At 59.7% G+C, this 14,573-nt stretch carries 14 protein-coding genes and 1 pseudogene; 8 read left to right on the top strand and 7 right to left on the bottom strand.

The annotated features are described in order from the left end of the window. Both Q0562_RS12460 and Q0562_RS12465 read left to right on the top strand, forming a co-directional pair. Window positions 1–1,218: pseudogene (locus Q0562_RS12460) on the top strand (hypothetical protein); the annotation flags it as partial. Beyond that, entirely contained in the window at window positions 1,215–2,573 is a 1,359-nt protein-coding gene (locus tag Q0562_RS12465) for a DUF6882 domain-containing protein (RefSeq protein WP_298644833.1), read from the top strand. The pseudogene Q0562_RS12460 and the gene Q0562_RS12465, both read left to right, overlap by 4 nt. On the opposite strand, the gene Q0562_RS12470 is transcribed toward Q0562_RS12465, so the two are convergent. The 4 genes from Q0562_RS12470 to Q0562_RS12485 all read right to left on the bottom strand — a co-directional run bounded on the left by Q0562_RS12470 (window position 2,570) and on the right by Q0562_RS12485 (window position 6,960). Then, window positions 2,570–3,859: a phosphatase PAP2/dual specificity phosphatase family protein gene (locus Q0562_RS12470; RefSeq protein WP_298644835.1), complete on the bottom strand. Its 1,290-nt coding sequence runs from the start codon at window positions 3,857–3,859 to the stop codon at window positions 2,570–2,572. The genes Q0562_RS12465 and Q0562_RS12470 overlap by 4 nt on opposite strands. Window positions 3,860–4,120: 261 nt before the next feature. After that, a complete protein-coding gene (locus Q0562_RS12475) occupies window positions 4,121–4,558 on the bottom strand; it encodes a hypothetical protein (protein ID WP_298644837.1) in 438 nt (145 codons plus the stop codon). Further along, complete coding sequence (locus Q0562_RS12480; protein ID WP_298644838.1) at window positions 4,555–6,297, bottom strand: bifunctional alpha/beta hydrolase/class I SAM-dependent methyltransferase; 1,743 nt, start codon at window positions 6,295–6,297, stop codon at window positions 4,555–4,557. The genes Q0562_RS12475 and Q0562_RS12480 overlap by 4 nt, the downstream gene beginning before the upstream one ends. A 42-nt stretch (window positions 6,298–6,339) precedes the next feature. Next, entirely contained in the window at window positions 6,340–6,960 is a 621-nt protein-coding gene (locus tag Q0562_RS12485; protein ID WP_298644841.1) for a CDP-alcohol phosphatidyltransferase family protein, read from the bottom strand. 227 nt (window positions 6,961–7,187) lie between these two features. Here Q0562_RS12485 and Q0562_RS12490 point away from each other — a divergent pair, with 227 nt between their 5' ends. Then, a complete protein-coding gene (locus Q0562_RS12490; protein WP_298644844.1) occupies window positions 7,188–7,697 on the top strand; it encodes a disulfide bond formation protein B in 510 nt (169 codons plus the stop codon). A 58-nt stretch (window positions 7,698–7,755) separates the two neighbouring features. Here the strand turns inward: Q0562_RS12490 and raiA are convergent, their stop codons facing one another. Both raiA and Q0562_RS12500 read right to left on the bottom strand, forming a co-directional pair. Then, window positions 7,756–8,046, bottom strand: coding sequence for a ribosome-associated translation inhibitor RaiA (gene raiA, locus Q0562_RS12495; protein WP_366144790.1), 291 nt, complete (start codon window positions 8,044–8,046; stop codon window positions 7,756–7,758). A gap of 72 nt (window positions 8,047–8,118) precedes the next feature. Next, window positions 8,119–8,484: a YraN family protein gene (locus tag Q0562_RS12500; protein WP_298644848.1), complete on the bottom strand. Its 366-nt coding sequence runs from the start codon at window positions 8,482–8,484 to the stop codon at window positions 8,119–8,121. Window positions 8,485–8,496: 12 nt separating this feature from the next. Here Q0562_RS12500 and rsmI point away from each other — a divergent pair, with 12 nt between their 5' ends. The 5 genes from rsmI (at window position 8,497) to Q0562_RS12525 (ending at window position 14,298) form a co-directional block, all read left to right on the top strand. Continuing rightward, window positions 8,497–9,327 carry a 16S rRNA (cytidine(1402)-2'-O)-methyltransferase gene (gene rsmI, locus Q0562_RS12505; protein WP_298644850.1) on the top strand — a complete coding sequence of 277 codons (831 nt, stop codon included), beginning with the start codon at window positions 8,497–8,499 and terminating at the stop codon, window positions 9,325–9,327. 138 nt (window positions 9,328–9,465) lie between these two features. Next, window positions 9,466–12,039 (top strand): ATP-dependent chaperone ClpB, encoded by a 2,574-nt coding sequence (gene clpB / locus Q0562_RS12510; protein ID WP_298644852.1) that lies wholly within the window; start codon window positions 9,466–9,468, stop codon window positions 12,037–12,039. A gap of 126 nt (window positions 12,040–12,165) precedes the next feature. Then, window positions 12,166–13,215: a hypothetical protein gene (locus tag Q0562_RS12515; RefSeq protein WP_298644855.1), complete on the top strand. Its 1,050-nt coding sequence runs from the start codon at window positions 12,166–12,168 to the stop codon at window positions 13,213–13,215. 2 nt (window positions 13,216–13,217) lie between these two features. Continuing rightward, entirely contained in the window at window positions 13,218–13,865 is a 648-nt protein-coding gene (locus Q0562_RS12520; RefSeq protein WP_298644858.1) for a hypothetical protein, read from the top strand. A gap of 130 nt (window positions 13,866–13,995) precedes the next feature. After that, window positions 13,996–14,298, top strand: coding sequence for a hypothetical protein (locus tag Q0562_RS12525; protein ID WP_298644860.1), 303 nt, complete (start codon window positions 13,996–13,998; stop codon window positions 14,296–14,298). A 171-nt stretch (window positions 14,299–14,469) separates the two neighbouring features. Here Q0562_RS12525 and Q0562_RS13840 read toward each other — a convergent pair whose 3' ends face one another. Continuing rightward, window positions 14,470–14,562: a transposase gene (locus tag Q0562_RS13840; RefSeq protein WP_366144791.1), complete on the bottom strand. Its 93-nt coding sequence runs from the start codon at window positions 14,560–14,562 to the stop codon at window positions 14,470–14,472. Between the last annotated feature and the right edge of the window lie 11 nt (window positions 14,563–14,573).

Genomic DNA, 14,573 nt, shown 5'->3' on the forward strand with positions numbered 1-14,573 from the left:
CCCTATGGGGGAAGGGATGGGATGGGGGTTGAGCAAACAGACCGCCCAAGCGAGATAACCACGCCACCCTTCGCCCAAGCCACCGATCCCGCAAAATCAGCCGCTATCGAAGCGGCAAAGGCCCGCGCTGCTGCACGTAAAGCCGCCCGCCTTGCCGCCAGCGGCAAAGCCACAGAGGCCCCGCCAAGCGGGATAACTACGCCCCCCACGGCAGAACCCCCATCAAGCGGGACAAGCACGACAGCCCCCCCGCCCTTCGCCCAAGCAACCGATCCTGCCAAATCAGCCGCTATCGAAGCGGCGAAAGCCCGCGCCGCTGCGCGCCGCGTCGAACGGCTTGCTGCTAGTGGCAAAACTACCGAACCCGCGCCAAGCGGGACAACCACGGCCTCCGACGACAAAACCGCCGCCATCGAAGCAGCGAGAGCCCGTGCCGCTGCGCGCCGCGCCGAACGCCTCGCCGCTAGCGGAAAAACTACCGAACCCGCGCCAAGCGAGACAACTGCGGGCTCCGCCGACAAAAGCGCCGCTATCGAAGCGGCGAAAGCCCGCGCCGCCGCGCGCAAAGCCGCCCGCCTCGCTGCCAGCGGCAACAGCGCTGAAGTATCCGCAGCCGAAGAAAAAAGCCCTTCCCCCTATGGGGGAAGGGATGGGATGGGGGTTGAGCAAACAGACCGCCCAAGCGAGATAACCACGCCACCCTTCGCCCAAGCCACCGATCCCGCAAAATCAGCCGCTATCGAAGCGGCAAAGGCCCGCGCTGCTGCACGTAAAGCCGCCCGCCTTGCCGCCAGCGGCAAAGCCACAGAGGCCCCGCCAAGCGGGATAACTACGCCCCCCACGGCAGAACCCCCATCAAACGGGACAAGCACGGCAGCCCCCTCGCCCTTTGCCCAAGCTACCGATCCCGCAAAATCAGCCGCCATTGAAGTGGCAAAAGCCCGTGCCGCTGCACGTAAAGCCGCCCGCCTCGCCGCCAGCGGCAACAGTGCTGAAGTATCCGTAGCCGAAGAAAAAAGCCCTTCCCCCTATGGGGGAAGGGATGGGATGGGGGTTGAGCAAACAGACCGCCCAAGCGAGACAAGCACGGCAGAACCCCCGCCCTTCACCCAATCCGCCGACCCCGGCAAAACCGCTGCTATCGCAGCCGCCAAAGCCCGCGCCGCCGCGCGCAAAGCCGCCCGATTTGCCAACAACCCCGACAAGGACAAACCATGACCCTCTACGACAGTCCCCTGCCTGCCGCCGACTACCCCGCCTACCTCGCCCTGCGCGACGCCATGCTTGCCACCGCCCTGCCTTACCTGGGACTGAGCCAGGAACGACAATGGCTGCTACAACGCTGGGCGGGCAACTGGCTGGGACACATTGACCGTCGCGCCGCCACAGCCCGTCTCGGCGAACAACCCTGCCGCCTGCAATATATCGGCTGCAGAGTGGACAACCGCTGGCACTGGGCCTGGGACGACCCCGCCGGCGACTACCCGCCGGAAGCCTTGCGCGACGCCCTGCGCCTCAAACAATACGGCGAAGAACACGGTATCGAATGGCTGACTCGCAGTGGCTGGCCAATTGACCTGCCCGGGCAGTACGAGGCCCTGCGCGCGCTGGCCGTCATGCTTAACGATGCCCCCGGCTATGGTCAGGAAAGCGCCCCCGGTCTCCTGCATGCCCTGGATCAGCTGCCGATCCGGGGCGTTACCCATACGCTGATGACCGTGTATCCGGATGCAGCCGTCCCGCACGGCATCCCCCGTCTGGATCTTGTCGAACGCGTCGTCAACGACCTTGCCCACCACGAAGGACTAAACGCCGCCGGGCAACCCGCCATCGAAGCCTACCTCGCCACCCTGCCGCCGCAAGAACGCATCCCCGTCCCCGCCGACATCCGCCCGGAACGCCACCCCGCACATACCGACTACTTCCCCGACGCCACTACCGTCTTCACCACCGCCCAACCCTGGCTTGCCGACCACTTCCTGCCGCTGGCCACCTTCGACCTCGCCTCGCTTGACCCCGCCCTCGGCGACGTCCGCTTGCACCTCGTCAAACCGCTCGAACCCTACGAAGGCTACATCGGCATGGAAACCACCGCCGCGCACACTGACTACTGCGGCACTAACTGGCTCGCCTTCCACCTTGAAGACGATGGCACCTACCGCTTCCTCGCCGAAGAAGACTACTTTCTCGGTGACAACGGTGATCCGGAAGCTGCCGCATACTTCACCGAAATGCGCGCCGACTACGCCGCGCGCAAACAACACTACCGCGACAGCGGCTTCCTCGGCGACGTGGATGACAGCGGCCTGCCGTGTTTTGGTAAGGCGGCAGAATACCTGCCATTCCTCGGCGGTGGCAGCAACTGGGTCAATGAAGCCCCGCCGCCTGCCTTCAGCATTGAAGGCGACCCCTACGACTACGACAGCGCCGTGGACATTCGCTACCAAAACCACCGCTTCACCTGCATTGCCATGACCGCAGGCTACGACTGGGGCGAAGGCGGTGCGGACGCCATGATCCTGCTCTACGAACCGGTGAGCCGCATCGTGCTGATGACCTTCGATTACAGCTAATCCCGCAATGCCTGCGCCTGCGCAACGGCGGCGCGGGTTTCTGCGGGCAGGCGGGCGAGCGGGCGGACCCTGCGGATGTGGCGCAGGGCGCTGTCAATATCGGTCTGCCCGCCATAGCGCAGCAGCCAGACGAGGGCGACGGCAACACTGCGGCCATAACCCAGCGCGCAGCAGATAAGGACGGGTTCGGCCTGCGTGTTGAGAAAACGCTCGATGGCGGCGGCGGCACGGTTGAGCGCGGCGGGGGCGGGCGCGGCCATGTCCGTCATCGCCTCGCTGTGATAACAAGCGGGGCGGCGGCGCGGGCTGCATTCGGCGCACACATCCACAACCGCCCGGTAGCGGTCGGCGGCGAGAATGCTGCCGAGATGCAGGCGCGCCGTGAGGGCGGCGGTGCGGCGCGCGTTGCCGCGCAGCCAGATGTACTGATTGATGCGGGCGGCGAAGCGCAGCGGTGCGAGCAGCAGCCGGGCGGCGAGCGCCGGACGGCCGTCCGCCTGTTTTTGCCAGATGGCGGCGCCAAGACGGGCGTACCCGGCGGCGGCGATGAGGCAGGACACGGCGGGCCAGAGCAGCCACAACCGGACACCGCCGCCACGGGCGGGCAAGGCAAGAAGGATGGCGAGCGCCAGATAAAGCAGGGCGCAGCGGCGGCGGCGCGGGCTTGCCGGCTCGTGCGCCCGCAGCGGCGACGCGCCCTGCCACGGCAGCGCCCAGAGGATGAAGGCACCGGCCAGCAGGGCGGTGGGGATGTCGATGAAATGGTGCTGGTAGGTGGTGAGCACGGATGCGCCGATAAGCAGGCACCAGGCGAGCCACAGCGGGCGCAGCCACGGCGGCAGCTTGCCCCAGTAGAAGCGGCCGATGAGGAAGGTGAGGATGATGTGCAACGAGGGCATTTCGTTGTAAGCCTGATCGAAGGCGGCAAGCGAGCGGAAGAGCGCGGCAAAAAGACCGTCGCCGATGTCTTTCGCCCAGCTGATTTGCAGCGGGAAAAGCAGAAAACCGCCGATGGCGATGGCTTGCGCGGCGAGCAGCTGCGCGATGTAGCGGTTTTGCTCGCGCGTAGTCGCGCAGAGGAAGAAACCGAGGCCGTAAAAAAAGTTGAGCGACCAGTAGGGAATGATGGTCCACGGCAGGAAGGGGATGGCGTATTCCCAGGCATAGGCGATTTCGGGAACACCCGCGCGGCTTGCGGTGTAATGATTGGTGAGGCCGTAGCTGAGATAGAAAACGGCGGCGACGGCGGCAAGTTTGCACAGGGTGGGGAAAAGGGCGGGCTTCATGGGAGGGGGCCGCCGGGCGGAAAAGCGTTCATGGTGTTGTCCTTTGGGTGATGTTTTGCCAACGGTTCATGGTGTGTCCTTATGCGATGAAACGCCGCCAGGCGGCGTCATTACCGGGTTTTGTAGAGACATTGCCTGCAAGGTCTCAACAGCAAAAAACGCACCGTTTCCCCGCTTGGCGGCGCGCCTGCCCGGAACACGCAAAGCAGGCCGCACCTGCCCGGTGGGCTGAAGCCGCCCTGCGCCCGTCAGGCGGCATCATTACCGACCTCGCGCCCGTTGCCAATGCAGCCACCAGCTGCCGATGAGCATCACCAGCGAGGCGGTGGCGGCGGCGAGCCAGGCGTAGGGCAGGAGGTTCAGGGTGCCGCCGCTCAGGGTGTAGGCAAGTACCAGCAGCGCTTGCAGCAGCAGGTTGCCCCAGCCGCCGCGCAGGAGGCGCGGTTGCTGCCATTTTTCCGCGCAATGCACTTGCAGCGGCGCGGCGTTGATGAGGGCGAAGAGGGCGGCGGCGCAGGCGAGGAGGCGCGGCAGGTGTGCCGTCAGGTTGTGCGGAGCGTTCAGCCACAGGATGAGCAGCAGCAGGGCGCCGCAGCCGCCGAGGTTGACGGTCAGGGTCGCCGCCCAGTACACCGCCCGCTGCGGGCGGTTCAGGACACTTTGCCGCCGGCGGCGCAGGCGCTCTTGAGCCGGGGTCATGCCCTGACGGCCAGGCTCACGGTGAAGATGCCGTATTCGTCGATCCATTGGTGGATTTTGCGGAAGCCCGCTTTGGCGACGAGTTGGTCCATTTCTTGCTGGCTGCGGCGGCGCATGACCCAGTCCGGGCTGCCGGCTTTGTGGCTGGTCAGCGCGCGGGCGATCATTTCCAGCTGCGGGTGCCAGGGCTGGCCGGTGTAGATGAGGTAGCCGCCGCTTTCGATGGCATCGCCGAAGCCCAAAAGCGATTGCAGGATGAGGTCGTTGTCGGCGAAGAGTTCGTGCAGGCCGGAGACGATGCCGAGGGTCGGGCGCGGGGCGAGGTTTTGGTAGTTGGCGCGGTCGAAGGCGTTGACTTCGTCGAAGCTGACGAGGTTTTGCAGGCCGCGTTCGGCGATGAGCGCGCGTCCGGCAGCGACGTTGATCGGGCTGTAATCACGCAGGCGGACACTGTCGGGTTTGACCTTGTCCGTCAGCGCGTCCAGCACGTAGCGGCCATGTCCGGAGGCGATGTCGAGAACATGCACGGGTTTGCCCGCTGCGCGCAGGTAGCCGAAGGCAGCGGCGATGGCTTTGCCGATGTTGACTTTGCGCTCGCGGATGCCGCGCCAGCCGATGGCGTTCAGATAGTGGCGGTCGTAGGCGAGGCCGATGGCGTTTTTGCCTTGCGGGGTGTTGCGGTAAACGTAATCGAGGGTGCTGCCGGAGTCGTAGCCGGTGTCGCGGCCGATGCGCAGTCCTTCGCTCCAGCGCGCGCCGAGGCGCATCATGGCGCGGTAGAACGCCCAATACAGCCCGCGCGGCGAGTAGCGCGGCAGCGGCGTAGCGAGTTCGTCAGCTTCGATGCGGCTGGCGCTCGCGAGATGTGCATTCGTCACGTCCACACTGTGCGGCGGTGCGGCGAAGCGTTCACGCAGGAAGCGGCGCATGGGCGCGAAGGCCAGCTCGCGTTGTTCTTCGCCGAGGGTGTCGTGATAGAAGCCGGGCAGGATGTGGCGCTCTTTGATGTGGCTGCCGAGGTGGTTATAGAAGTCGTGCTGCGGCTGGTGGTGTACCACCCAGTCGTCGCCGGAGATAAAGAGTTGCAGCGGCGTGGTGATGGCCTGGGCATCGGCGACGACGCGGTCAGCGGTGTCGTAGAGGCCGAGCAGGATGCGCACCGAGATGGGGCGGACGATGAGCGGATCGCGGTTGAAATCGTCCTGCCGCGCCTTGTCGTGGGTGAGGTAATGCGCCTTGACGTAGCTGTTGACAAAGAAATTGCCGCGCAGTTCGTAGAGCAGGCGCAGGCCGCTGCGCGCGAAAGGAACATAAAGCTTGACCTTGAACGCGGGCGAGGCGAGCACGGCGCAGCGCACCGGCGGGGCATAATCATGCAGCCAGGCGGCGACCTGCACCGCGCCGACGCTTTGCGCGATGACAGCAATATTCTCCGGCGCGATACCGTATTCGCGCTCAATGTGCTGCATGAAGTCCTGAATATCGGCGACGGAGCGGGCGACGCTGGGCGAATCCCCACGCGCGCCGGGGCTGTGACCGTGCCCGCGCGCGTCCCAGGCGAAATAAGCGAAGTCGTCGAAACCCAGCTCGTCGGCGACGAACATCAGGCGGCCGGAATGCTCGTGCCCCCGGTGGAAAAGGACGATGGCCTTGTCCGTGTTGCCGTCTCTGGCGGGGCGGTAGCGGTAGAAAAGCGCCGTGCCGTCGCCGGTGGTGAAGGTCTTTTGCTGTTCGCGCATGGGGGTTCCTTGTGGAAGGTGAAAAACGGGGTGGATTTTAGCCTAAGCGGAAGGTCGGGCAGACGCAGAATCGCGCAACCCCAGCCGCACCCGCTGCACGCAGGTAACGACCAGCAGGGCGACCAGCGCCCACATCAGCCACAACGTCCAGGCGGGCAACTGCCCCGCCAGCGCGTACCACAACGCCAGCGCGCCGATGACAAAAGCGCGGTCGCTCTTGCCGAACGGGCCGTCGTAACGGCGGCCATTGCCATGCACCTGCCCCAGCACGCCGCAAAACTCCGTCAGCGCCGCGAAAAAAACAAAACAGCCGATGACCAGCGGGCCAAACGGCGCAATCAGGGCAAAAGGCAGATAGAGCGCGGCATCGGCGACCACATCCGTCAATTCATTGAGATAACCGCCGAGGCGGGATTTCTGTTCGAATTCGCGCGCCAGCATCCCGTCCGCCGCATTCAGCGCCATGCGCAGGAAGAGCCACAGCGGCAACAGCACAAAAGCGCGCGCGCAATGCGGTGCCAGCGCAAAACCGATACCGAAGCAGACGGAAATCAGGCAGGCGAAGAGCGTCACCTGATTGGCGCTCACCCCGCGCGCATAAAGCCGCCGCACCAGCGGGCGCAGCAGCTGTTGAAATTTGGGCTTCAATTCATAAATGCTCATGCATGTCCTCGGCGGCAAACGGTTGAAAACGCGCATTATAGGAGCATGCACGCACCCGCACAGCGGCGTATGGCTTCCGGCGGGCGATACCATCCCCCAAAAATCCACAGAAATGCCGTCATGCCCGGTTATCCGGCAAAGCCGCTGTCGCCCTTGTTAGGCGGCGCGGGGGCGGTGGCGACAATCTGCTATCATTCGCGCCGTTTCAAGCCAACCCACGAGGATTCATGAATTTTACCGACACCCACCGCCGTATCGTGCTTGCCGTTTGCGGCCTCGCTTCCTGGGCTTCCATCGCCTTCGCCTATTTCTATCTGGAAAAAACGCTGTGGCTGACGCCGTGCAACCTGTGCATGATGCAGCGCCTTGCCTTCGGCCTCATCGGCTTCTTCTTCCTGCTGGATGCCATCTGCTGGCCGGGCCGCCCCGCGACGCGCTTCCTGATGCGCCTCGGCAAATATCTTTCCATCTTCTTCGGCATCGGCCTCGCCGCCCGCCATCTCTACATCCAGAGCCTGCCGAAGGATCAGGTCTCCGCCTGCGGTTTTGATTTCTACACCACGCTGGACAAGAACGGCTTCTGGGGCGGTCTGCTTACCGCCATGCATGGCGACGGCGATTGTGCCACCCGCGACCTGTTCCTCGGCCTGCGCATTCCGGTGTGGTCAATGCTGCTGTTTGTCGGCCTGCTGCTCATCTGCGTGATCTTCGAGCGCGGCAAACCGGCCCGCAACTGAACGCCGCGTTCAGGGCACAAAAAACCCCCGCCGCAGCGGGGGTTTTTATTTTGGCGCATCAGCGGTGTTCGTGCAGTTTTTCCTTGTGCTTGCGGATTTGCCTGTCAAGGACATCGCTCAACAAATCAATCGCGGCATACATGTCCTCATGGGCGGCATCGCCGTGGATGGTCTTGCCCGAGGCAAGGTGAATCGTTGCTTCGGCAATTTTCAGATGGTTCTCCGCACGCAGCGTTACCTGGGCGCTGGTAACGTCCTGCGCATCCAGCCCGCCGAGCTTGTCTTCGACGTAGCTGTGAACCGCTTCGCTGATGTCCAGGTGTTTGCCGGTGATGTTGTAGTTCATCATCCACTCCTTCTGTTGCTTTGGGTTAAAATTTGTGATTAACGTATCAAAAGCAACAGAAACCCGCAAGCGCTTTCACGCGCAAAACGCCGCCCGCAGCCAGGTAATCTCCGCGCCGTCGATACACACCGCATCGAAGCGGCAATCCGGCGGCGTCGTCGGGTGGTGCTGCTGCAAATACACCTGCGCCGTCTTGCGGATTTTCTCCCGCTTGGCGGCACCGATACTCGCCGCCGCGCTGACCTGCGCCCCCGCCGCGCGGCTGCGCACCTCGACGAAAACCAGCACCGCGCCATCACGGGCGATGAGGTCGATCTCGCCGTAACGGCTGCGAAAGTTGTTCGCTACAATGACCAACCCCTGCGCTTTCAGATAAGCGGCGGCGCGCTTTTCGCCCGCCCGGCCGCGACGCAGATGGGGGGCAAGTTTGGCAAGAAACATGAAGGAAACCCAATGAGTGGAACGTTGTACATCGTCGCCACGCCGATAGGCAATCTGGACGACATCGGCAGGCGCGCGCTGGCGACCCTGCAAGCGGCCGACATTATAGCCTGCGAGGATACCCGCCACAGCCGCCGCCTGCTTGATGCCTGCGCCATCGACCGCCCGCTCACCGCGCTGCATCAGCACAATGAACGCGGCGCGGCGGAAGCGCTCATCCGCCGCCTGCACGCGGGCGAAAACGTCGCCCTCGTCAGCGACGCCGGCACGCCGCTCGTCTCCGACCCCGGCGCCCTGCTCACCCGTCTTGCGCATGCGGCGGGCATCCGCGTCTGCCCCATCCCGGGCGCCAGCAGCGTCATCGTCGCCCTTTCCGCCGGCGGCCTGCCCGCCGACCGCTTCACCTTCGCCGGTTTCATCCCCGCCAAAGCAGGCGAGCGGCAACGCTTCCTCGACGACTACCGCACCGCCACGCACACCACCATCTTCTTTGAAGCGCCGCACCGCATCGCCGACACCCTCGCCGCGATGGCGGACGCCTTCGACAGCGCACGCCCGCTCGTCATCGCCCGCGAACTGAGCAAACAGTTCGAGCAAATCGCGTCTCTGACCGTCGCCACCGCCCCCGCCTGGCTGGCCGCAGACGCCAACCGCGCGCGTGGCGAATTCGTGCTGCTCCTCGGCGCGGCGGCAGCGCAACCGAACGCCGGCTGGCAGGCACTTGCCGACGACCTGCGCGATGCGGGGCTCGCGGCAAAAACCACCGCCGCCCTCGTCGCCAAACACACGGGCGCGAACAAAAAAGCCGTTTACCAATACCTGCTCGACCGCGCCGACGGCTGAACCGCCCTGCCCTCTTGCCATAAACCGCACCGCTTCCCGCCTGACGCCGTCCATCTGCAAAAAATTCATTGAAAAAACTTGAAAACCCCCACCTGTCCCATAAATAGAACCCATCGTTAATCAACCACAGGAAAAACCATGCAACCCTTTACCAGCCGCTTCCAGGAAGCCCTGCAAACCGCACAGTCCATTGCCGTCGGCAAGGACAGCAATTACATCGAACCCGCGCACGTCTATCTCGCCCTGCTGCGGCAGGAAGGCGGTGCCGCTGCTTCCATCCTGCGTCAGGCGGGTGTGGATGCGGGCGCGCTGCGCCGGCAGATAGAACAAATCGTGGACGACCTGCCGCGCGTCGGCAAAGCCGACGGCCAGGTCAACGTCTCGCCGGAAACCGCCCGCCTGCTCAACCTCTGCGACAAATACGCGCAGCAAAACGGCGACCAATACCTCTCCTCCGAACTCTTCCTCCTCGCCGCCTGCGAAGATAACGGCGCGCTCGGCAAGGCGCTGAAAAACGCCGGCCTGCAAAAAGCCAAACTGCAACACGTCATCAACGAACTGCGCGGTGGCGAACCCGTTACCGACGAAGCCGCCGAAGACAAACGCGAGGCGCTGAAAAAATACACCATCGACGTCACCGCCCGCGCCGAACAGGGCAAAATCGACCCCGTCATCGGCCGCGACGAAGAAATCCGCCGCGCCATGCAAATCCTGCAACGGCGCAACAAAAACAACCCCGTCCTCATCGGCGAACCGGGCGTGGGCAAAACCGCCATCGTCGAAGGCCTCGCACAGCGCATTGTTAACGGCGAAGTCCCGGAAAGCCTGAAAGGCAAACGCCTGCTCTCGCTGGATCTCGCCGCCTTGATGGCCGGCAGCAAATACCGGGGCGACTTCGAAGAACGCCTGAAAGCCGTGCTCAACGACATCGAAAAAGCGAATGGGCAAATCATCCTCTTCATCGACGAAATCCACACCATGGTCGGCGCGGGCAAAACCGAAGGCTCAATGGATGCCGGCAACATGCTCAAACCGGCGCTGGCGCGTGGCGAACTGCACTGCATCGGCGCAACCACGCTGGACGAATACCGCCAGTACATGGAAAAAGACGCCGCTCTCGAACGCCGCTTCCAGAAAGTGATGGTCGAAGAACCGAGCGTGGAAGACACCATCGCCATCCTGCGCGGCCTGCAAGAACGCTACGAAGTCCACCACGGCATCGACATCACCGACCCGGCACTCGTCGCCGCCGCCGTCCTCTCCAATCGCTACATCACCAACCGCCAGCTGCCGGACAAAGCCATCGACCTCATCGACGAGGCCGCCGCGCAAATCCGCATGGAACTCGACAGCAAGCCGGAGGCGATGGACCGCATCGACCGCCGCCTCATCCAGCTGAAAATGGAACGCCTGGCGCTTGAAAAAGAACACGACGACGCCTCGAAAAAACGCCTCGCCGATCTCGAAGACGACATCCAGAAACTGGAAAAAGAATACGCCGACCTGAACGAAATCTGGCAGGCGGAAAAAGCGAGTAACCAAGGCAGCGCGGGCATCAAAGAAGAAATCGACCGCCTGCGCATCGAACTCGAAGCTGCGAAACGGCGCGGCGATCTCGCCACCATGAGCGAAATCCAGTACGGCAAAATCCCGGCCCTGGAAAAACAGCTGACCGCCGCGAACGCTGCCGATAGCAGCAGCACCCCGCACCAGCTCATGCGCAGCAAAGTCACCGAAGAAGAAATCGCGCAAATCGTCTCGCGCTGGACGGGCATCCCTGTCGCGAAAATGCTCGAAAGCGAAAAAGAAAAACTGCTGGCGCTGGAAAGCGCACTGGGTGCCCGCGTCGTCGGCCAGGAAACCGCCGTCGAAGCGGTAGCAAACGCGATTCGCCGCAACCGCGCCGGACTGTCCGACCCGAACCGCCCCATCGGTTCCTTCCTTTTCCTCGGCCCGACCGGCGTCGGCAAAACCGAACTGTGCCGCACCCTCGCCGCTTTCCTCTTTGACAGCGACGAAGCCATCGTCCGCCTCGACATGAGCGAATACATGGAAAAACACAGCGTTGCCCGCCTCATCGGCGCACCGCCCGGCTACGTCGGCTACGACCAGGGCGGCTACCTGACCGAAGCCGTGCGCCGCCGCCCGTACAGCGTCGTCCTCTTCGACGAAATCGAAAAAGCGCATCCGGATGTGTTCAACGTGCTGCTGCAAGTGCTGGACGATGGTCGCCTGACCGACGGCCAGGGCCGCACCGTGGATTTCCGCAACACTGTCATTATCATGACTTCGAACCTCGGCTCGCACCTCATCCAGGAAGCGCCGCAGGACGACTACGAAACCATGAAAATCAAAGTGATGGAAGTCGTCGCGGCGCATTTCCGCCCGGAATTCATCAACCGTATCGACGAAACCGTCGTCTTCCATTCACTCGGTAAAGAACACATGGCGGGCATCGCCAAAATCCAGCTGGGACGGCTGGAAAAACGCCTCGCCGAACGCGACCTCAAACTGGACATCAGTCCGGCCGCGCTTGAACAACTGGTGGAAGTTGGTTACGACCCGACCTTCGGCGCACGTCCGCTGAAACGCGCCATCCAGACCCACCTGGAAAACCCGCTGGCACAACGCATCCTCGCCGGCGACTTCCTCCCGGGTAGCACCGTCCATGTGGACTACAAAGACGGCGAAGGCTTCGTCTTCCACGCCTGATGCTGCTTTCGCACACAGAAAAACCCGCCGCAAGGCGGGTTTTTTATAGCGGCAGAGGCAAAAGTAGCGTTTTTAAAATATTCCGTAGTATGATGAAAAAGAAATCTTCACTTACAGGTAATCAGGATGAACACTTATCGCAAAGCCACTTTAATACTGCTATCACTGGCATTTTTAACCAATCCGCTTCACCTGCCTGCACAAACGGCTGCAGCTATCAACGATTGGGAGCTTTATGAAATATCCAGGGCAGGTGCAACGAGCATTTATACAGCCATCAAACATACGCCCAATGGATCTTATATAAGCACTGCCAAATTCACACCTAATGTCGGAAATATTACCAGGTTTATTGGGCGAGCAAGTTTTATTTCTGCGGTAGTCTTGGCCATAAAAGGATTATTCGATATGGTGAATTATGTGATGGATCCGGAAAATAACCGGGTAAAATTTACGAGAAACACGGGATTATGGACGGATCATGACAGAAAAATAGTAGGCGATATTGCGACAGTCGGACGCTATGAATGTGCAAAACCGCATGGACAGGGCGGTGGTGGCGGCCCTATAGTCATGGACTATACCGACACAGGACATGCGTATGTGAAATGTAACAATGGCTATGGGCATATCTGGGTGCACAAAGAAGAGAAAACGCTCACGTTCAACCAAATAGCAGCGCAAATCTTTAAAAACGCGCAAGCGGGACAACCGGAAGCCATCGCCGCCATTGGACAAGTAGCGGATGAGCAGGTAACGCCGCAATGGCTTGCCACTCAATGGGAGCGCAACAAAAGACTGCTGGCTAAAACCAACGGGCAACAAAACATCAGTCCGACAGCGATTGCTTTGAGCCAGGCGCATCGTTCTGGGAGAAAATACGGAGGAAACTGCACACCGAAAGAGTTTAACGAACTGGAAAAAAGAAAAAATGAGGCTTGTCCCAGTAAAGGAAAAAAACCCGAGGAAGAGGAAGTGCAAATCCGTTGCACAAATGCTTTGTCAGATAAAGAAATACACGATCGCGCTAAGCTTGCAGAACAATGCGCCCTTGCTCGCACCACAATTAACAATAAATGCTTTGCCGGTGGGGACGAAAATCATAGAAAAGAAGCAAGTAAATATTGGCAAACCTATACCGACTGCTTCAAAATATTACAAAATAGATGGAATTAGCGATGAAAAATATAGCTCCATTCAATCAAATATCATCTATAGAAAAAGTCATAAAGAAATATTTTCCAAGTAATGAAAAATTATATAGCCTGACAGAAGATGAAGTTGCCATGTGCGGCGCCGCCCATGATGTAGATATCATGTATATGTTTAATGACAGAACCTGGCTTGACGTCTGGAATGATTCTGATGCTTTTTGGATAGACCATATGATAGGTATGTTTTTTTACTCCTTAACGATACCAGCTGAATATTACAGAGAAATAAATAAACTTCCGGAAGTAAGCTATGAAGAAGACAAAAATAATGTCCGATTTTTTTTAACCGGGCTGCTTTACATGTGTACGGTAGCAGGCTTTAATGATAAATCTTCCCCACCGCGAGCCTCTTATTCTATTTTGGATCACTGGGATCCCAAAGAACCTTATGAAACATATGATGGATATATTGATCCAATTAAAGATTTCTTCCCTTCATTGATAGAGAAATACACATCAGAGCAGTTGTTTTTACTCTCTATTCTGTTTATGGAATTACCCAAACATGCTGATATAAGTGAACTGGGTAAGAAATATTGGACATGGATTTATGAAAATACCGATGATGATATCCGGGAGGAAATCATAAAAGAGTTTGAAGAGAGTTTATAAGTATAATGGCTATAAGCAATTAATCTACATTAATGCAACGCCGCAATGACTTGCTGGTCAATGGGAGCGCAACAAAAGACCGCTGGCTAAAACCAACGGGCAGCAAAACATCAGCCCGACAGCGATTGCTTTGAGCCAGGCACATCATTCTGGGAAAAAGTACGGAGGAAACTGTACACCGAAAGAGTTTAACGAACTGGAAACAAGGAAAAAACACTATTGTTCCGAGAGTGGAGAAATGCGTTGCCCAAAAGGCACTTTGTCAGAAGTAGAAATACGCCGTCGTGCTTATATTGCAGAACAATGCGCGCTTGCACGTTCTACAATCAACAATAAATGTTTTGCTGGTGGGGACGAAAACCATAGAAAAGAAGCAAATAAATATTGGGGTGTTTATACTGAATGCGCAAAAAGATTGAAAGCAGGCAGATAATTATGAAAAAAACCGTATCATTCGATCAAACATTACCCATAGAAAGAGTTATAAAGAAATATTTTCCAAGTAATGCAAAATTATATATAGCTAATGGATTTTATTTTCCATACAGATCCTAAATAGCTTGTCGATATCATTTATTCGCAACTTATTACGAACAGATTTAACCTATGCCCATTTATGTTCAATAGGGTTGAGATCAGGACTATAAGGTGGCAGCCATAGTATTCCATGCCCATTCTCTTTCAATAAATTACTGATTTCTTCGCTTT

The organism is uncultured Cardiobacterium sp. (genome assembly GCF_938028825.1).
GTDB lineage: Bacteria > Pseudomonadota > Gammaproteobacteria > Cardiobacteriales > Cardiobacteriaceae > Cardiobacterium.

Excerpts from the sequence above, each read along its gene's own strand:
- clpB (WP_298644852.1), top strand. The coding sequence starts at position 9,466 with ATGCAACCCTTTACCAGCCGCTTCCAGGAAGCCCTGCAAACCGCACAG.
- Q0562_RS12475 (WP_298644837.1), bottom strand. The coding sequence starts at position 4,558 with ATGACCCCGGCTCAAGAGCGCCTGCGCCGCCGGCGGCAAAGTGTCCTG.
- Q0562_RS12470 (WP_298644835.1), bottom strand. The coding sequence starts at position 3,859 with ATGAAGCCCGCCCTTTTCCCCACCCTGTGCAAACTTGCCGCCGTCGCC.
- Q0562_RS12485 (WP_298644841.1), bottom strand. The coding sequence starts at position 6,960 with ATGAGCATTTATGAATTGAAGCCCAAATTTCAACAGCTGCTGCGCCCG.
- Q0562_RS12490 (WP_298644844.1), top strand. The coding sequence starts at position 7,188 with ATGAATTTTACCGACACCCACCGCCGTATCGTGCTTGCCGTTTGCGGC.
- Q0562_RS12480 (WP_298644838.1), bottom strand. The coding sequence starts at position 6,297 with ATGCGCGAACAGCAAAAGACCTTCACCACCGGCGACGGCACGGCGCTT.
- Q0562_RS12520 (WP_298644858.1), top strand. The coding sequence starts at position 13,218 with ATGAAAAATATAGCTCCATTCAATCAAATATCATCTATAGAAAAAGTC.
- rsmI (WP_298644850.1), top strand. The coding sequence starts at position 8,497 with ATGAGTGGAACGTTGTACATCGTCGCCACGCCGATAGGCAATCTGGAC.
- raiA (WP_366144790.1), bottom strand. The coding sequence starts at position 8,046 with ATGATGAACTACAACATCACCGGCAAACACCTGGACATCAGCGAAGCG.
- Q0562_RS12515 (WP_298644855.1), top strand. The coding sequence starts at position 12,166 with ATGAACACTTATCGCAAAGCCACTTTAATACTGCTATCACTGGCATTT.
- Q0562_RS12500 (WP_298644848.1), bottom strand. The coding sequence starts at position 8,484 with ATGTTTCTTGCCAAACTTGCCCCCCATCTGCGTCGCGGCCGGGCGGGC.
- Q0562_RS12465 (WP_298644833.1), top strand. The coding sequence starts at position 1,215 with ATGACCCTCTACGACAGTCCCCTGCCTGCCGCCGACTACCCCGCCTAC.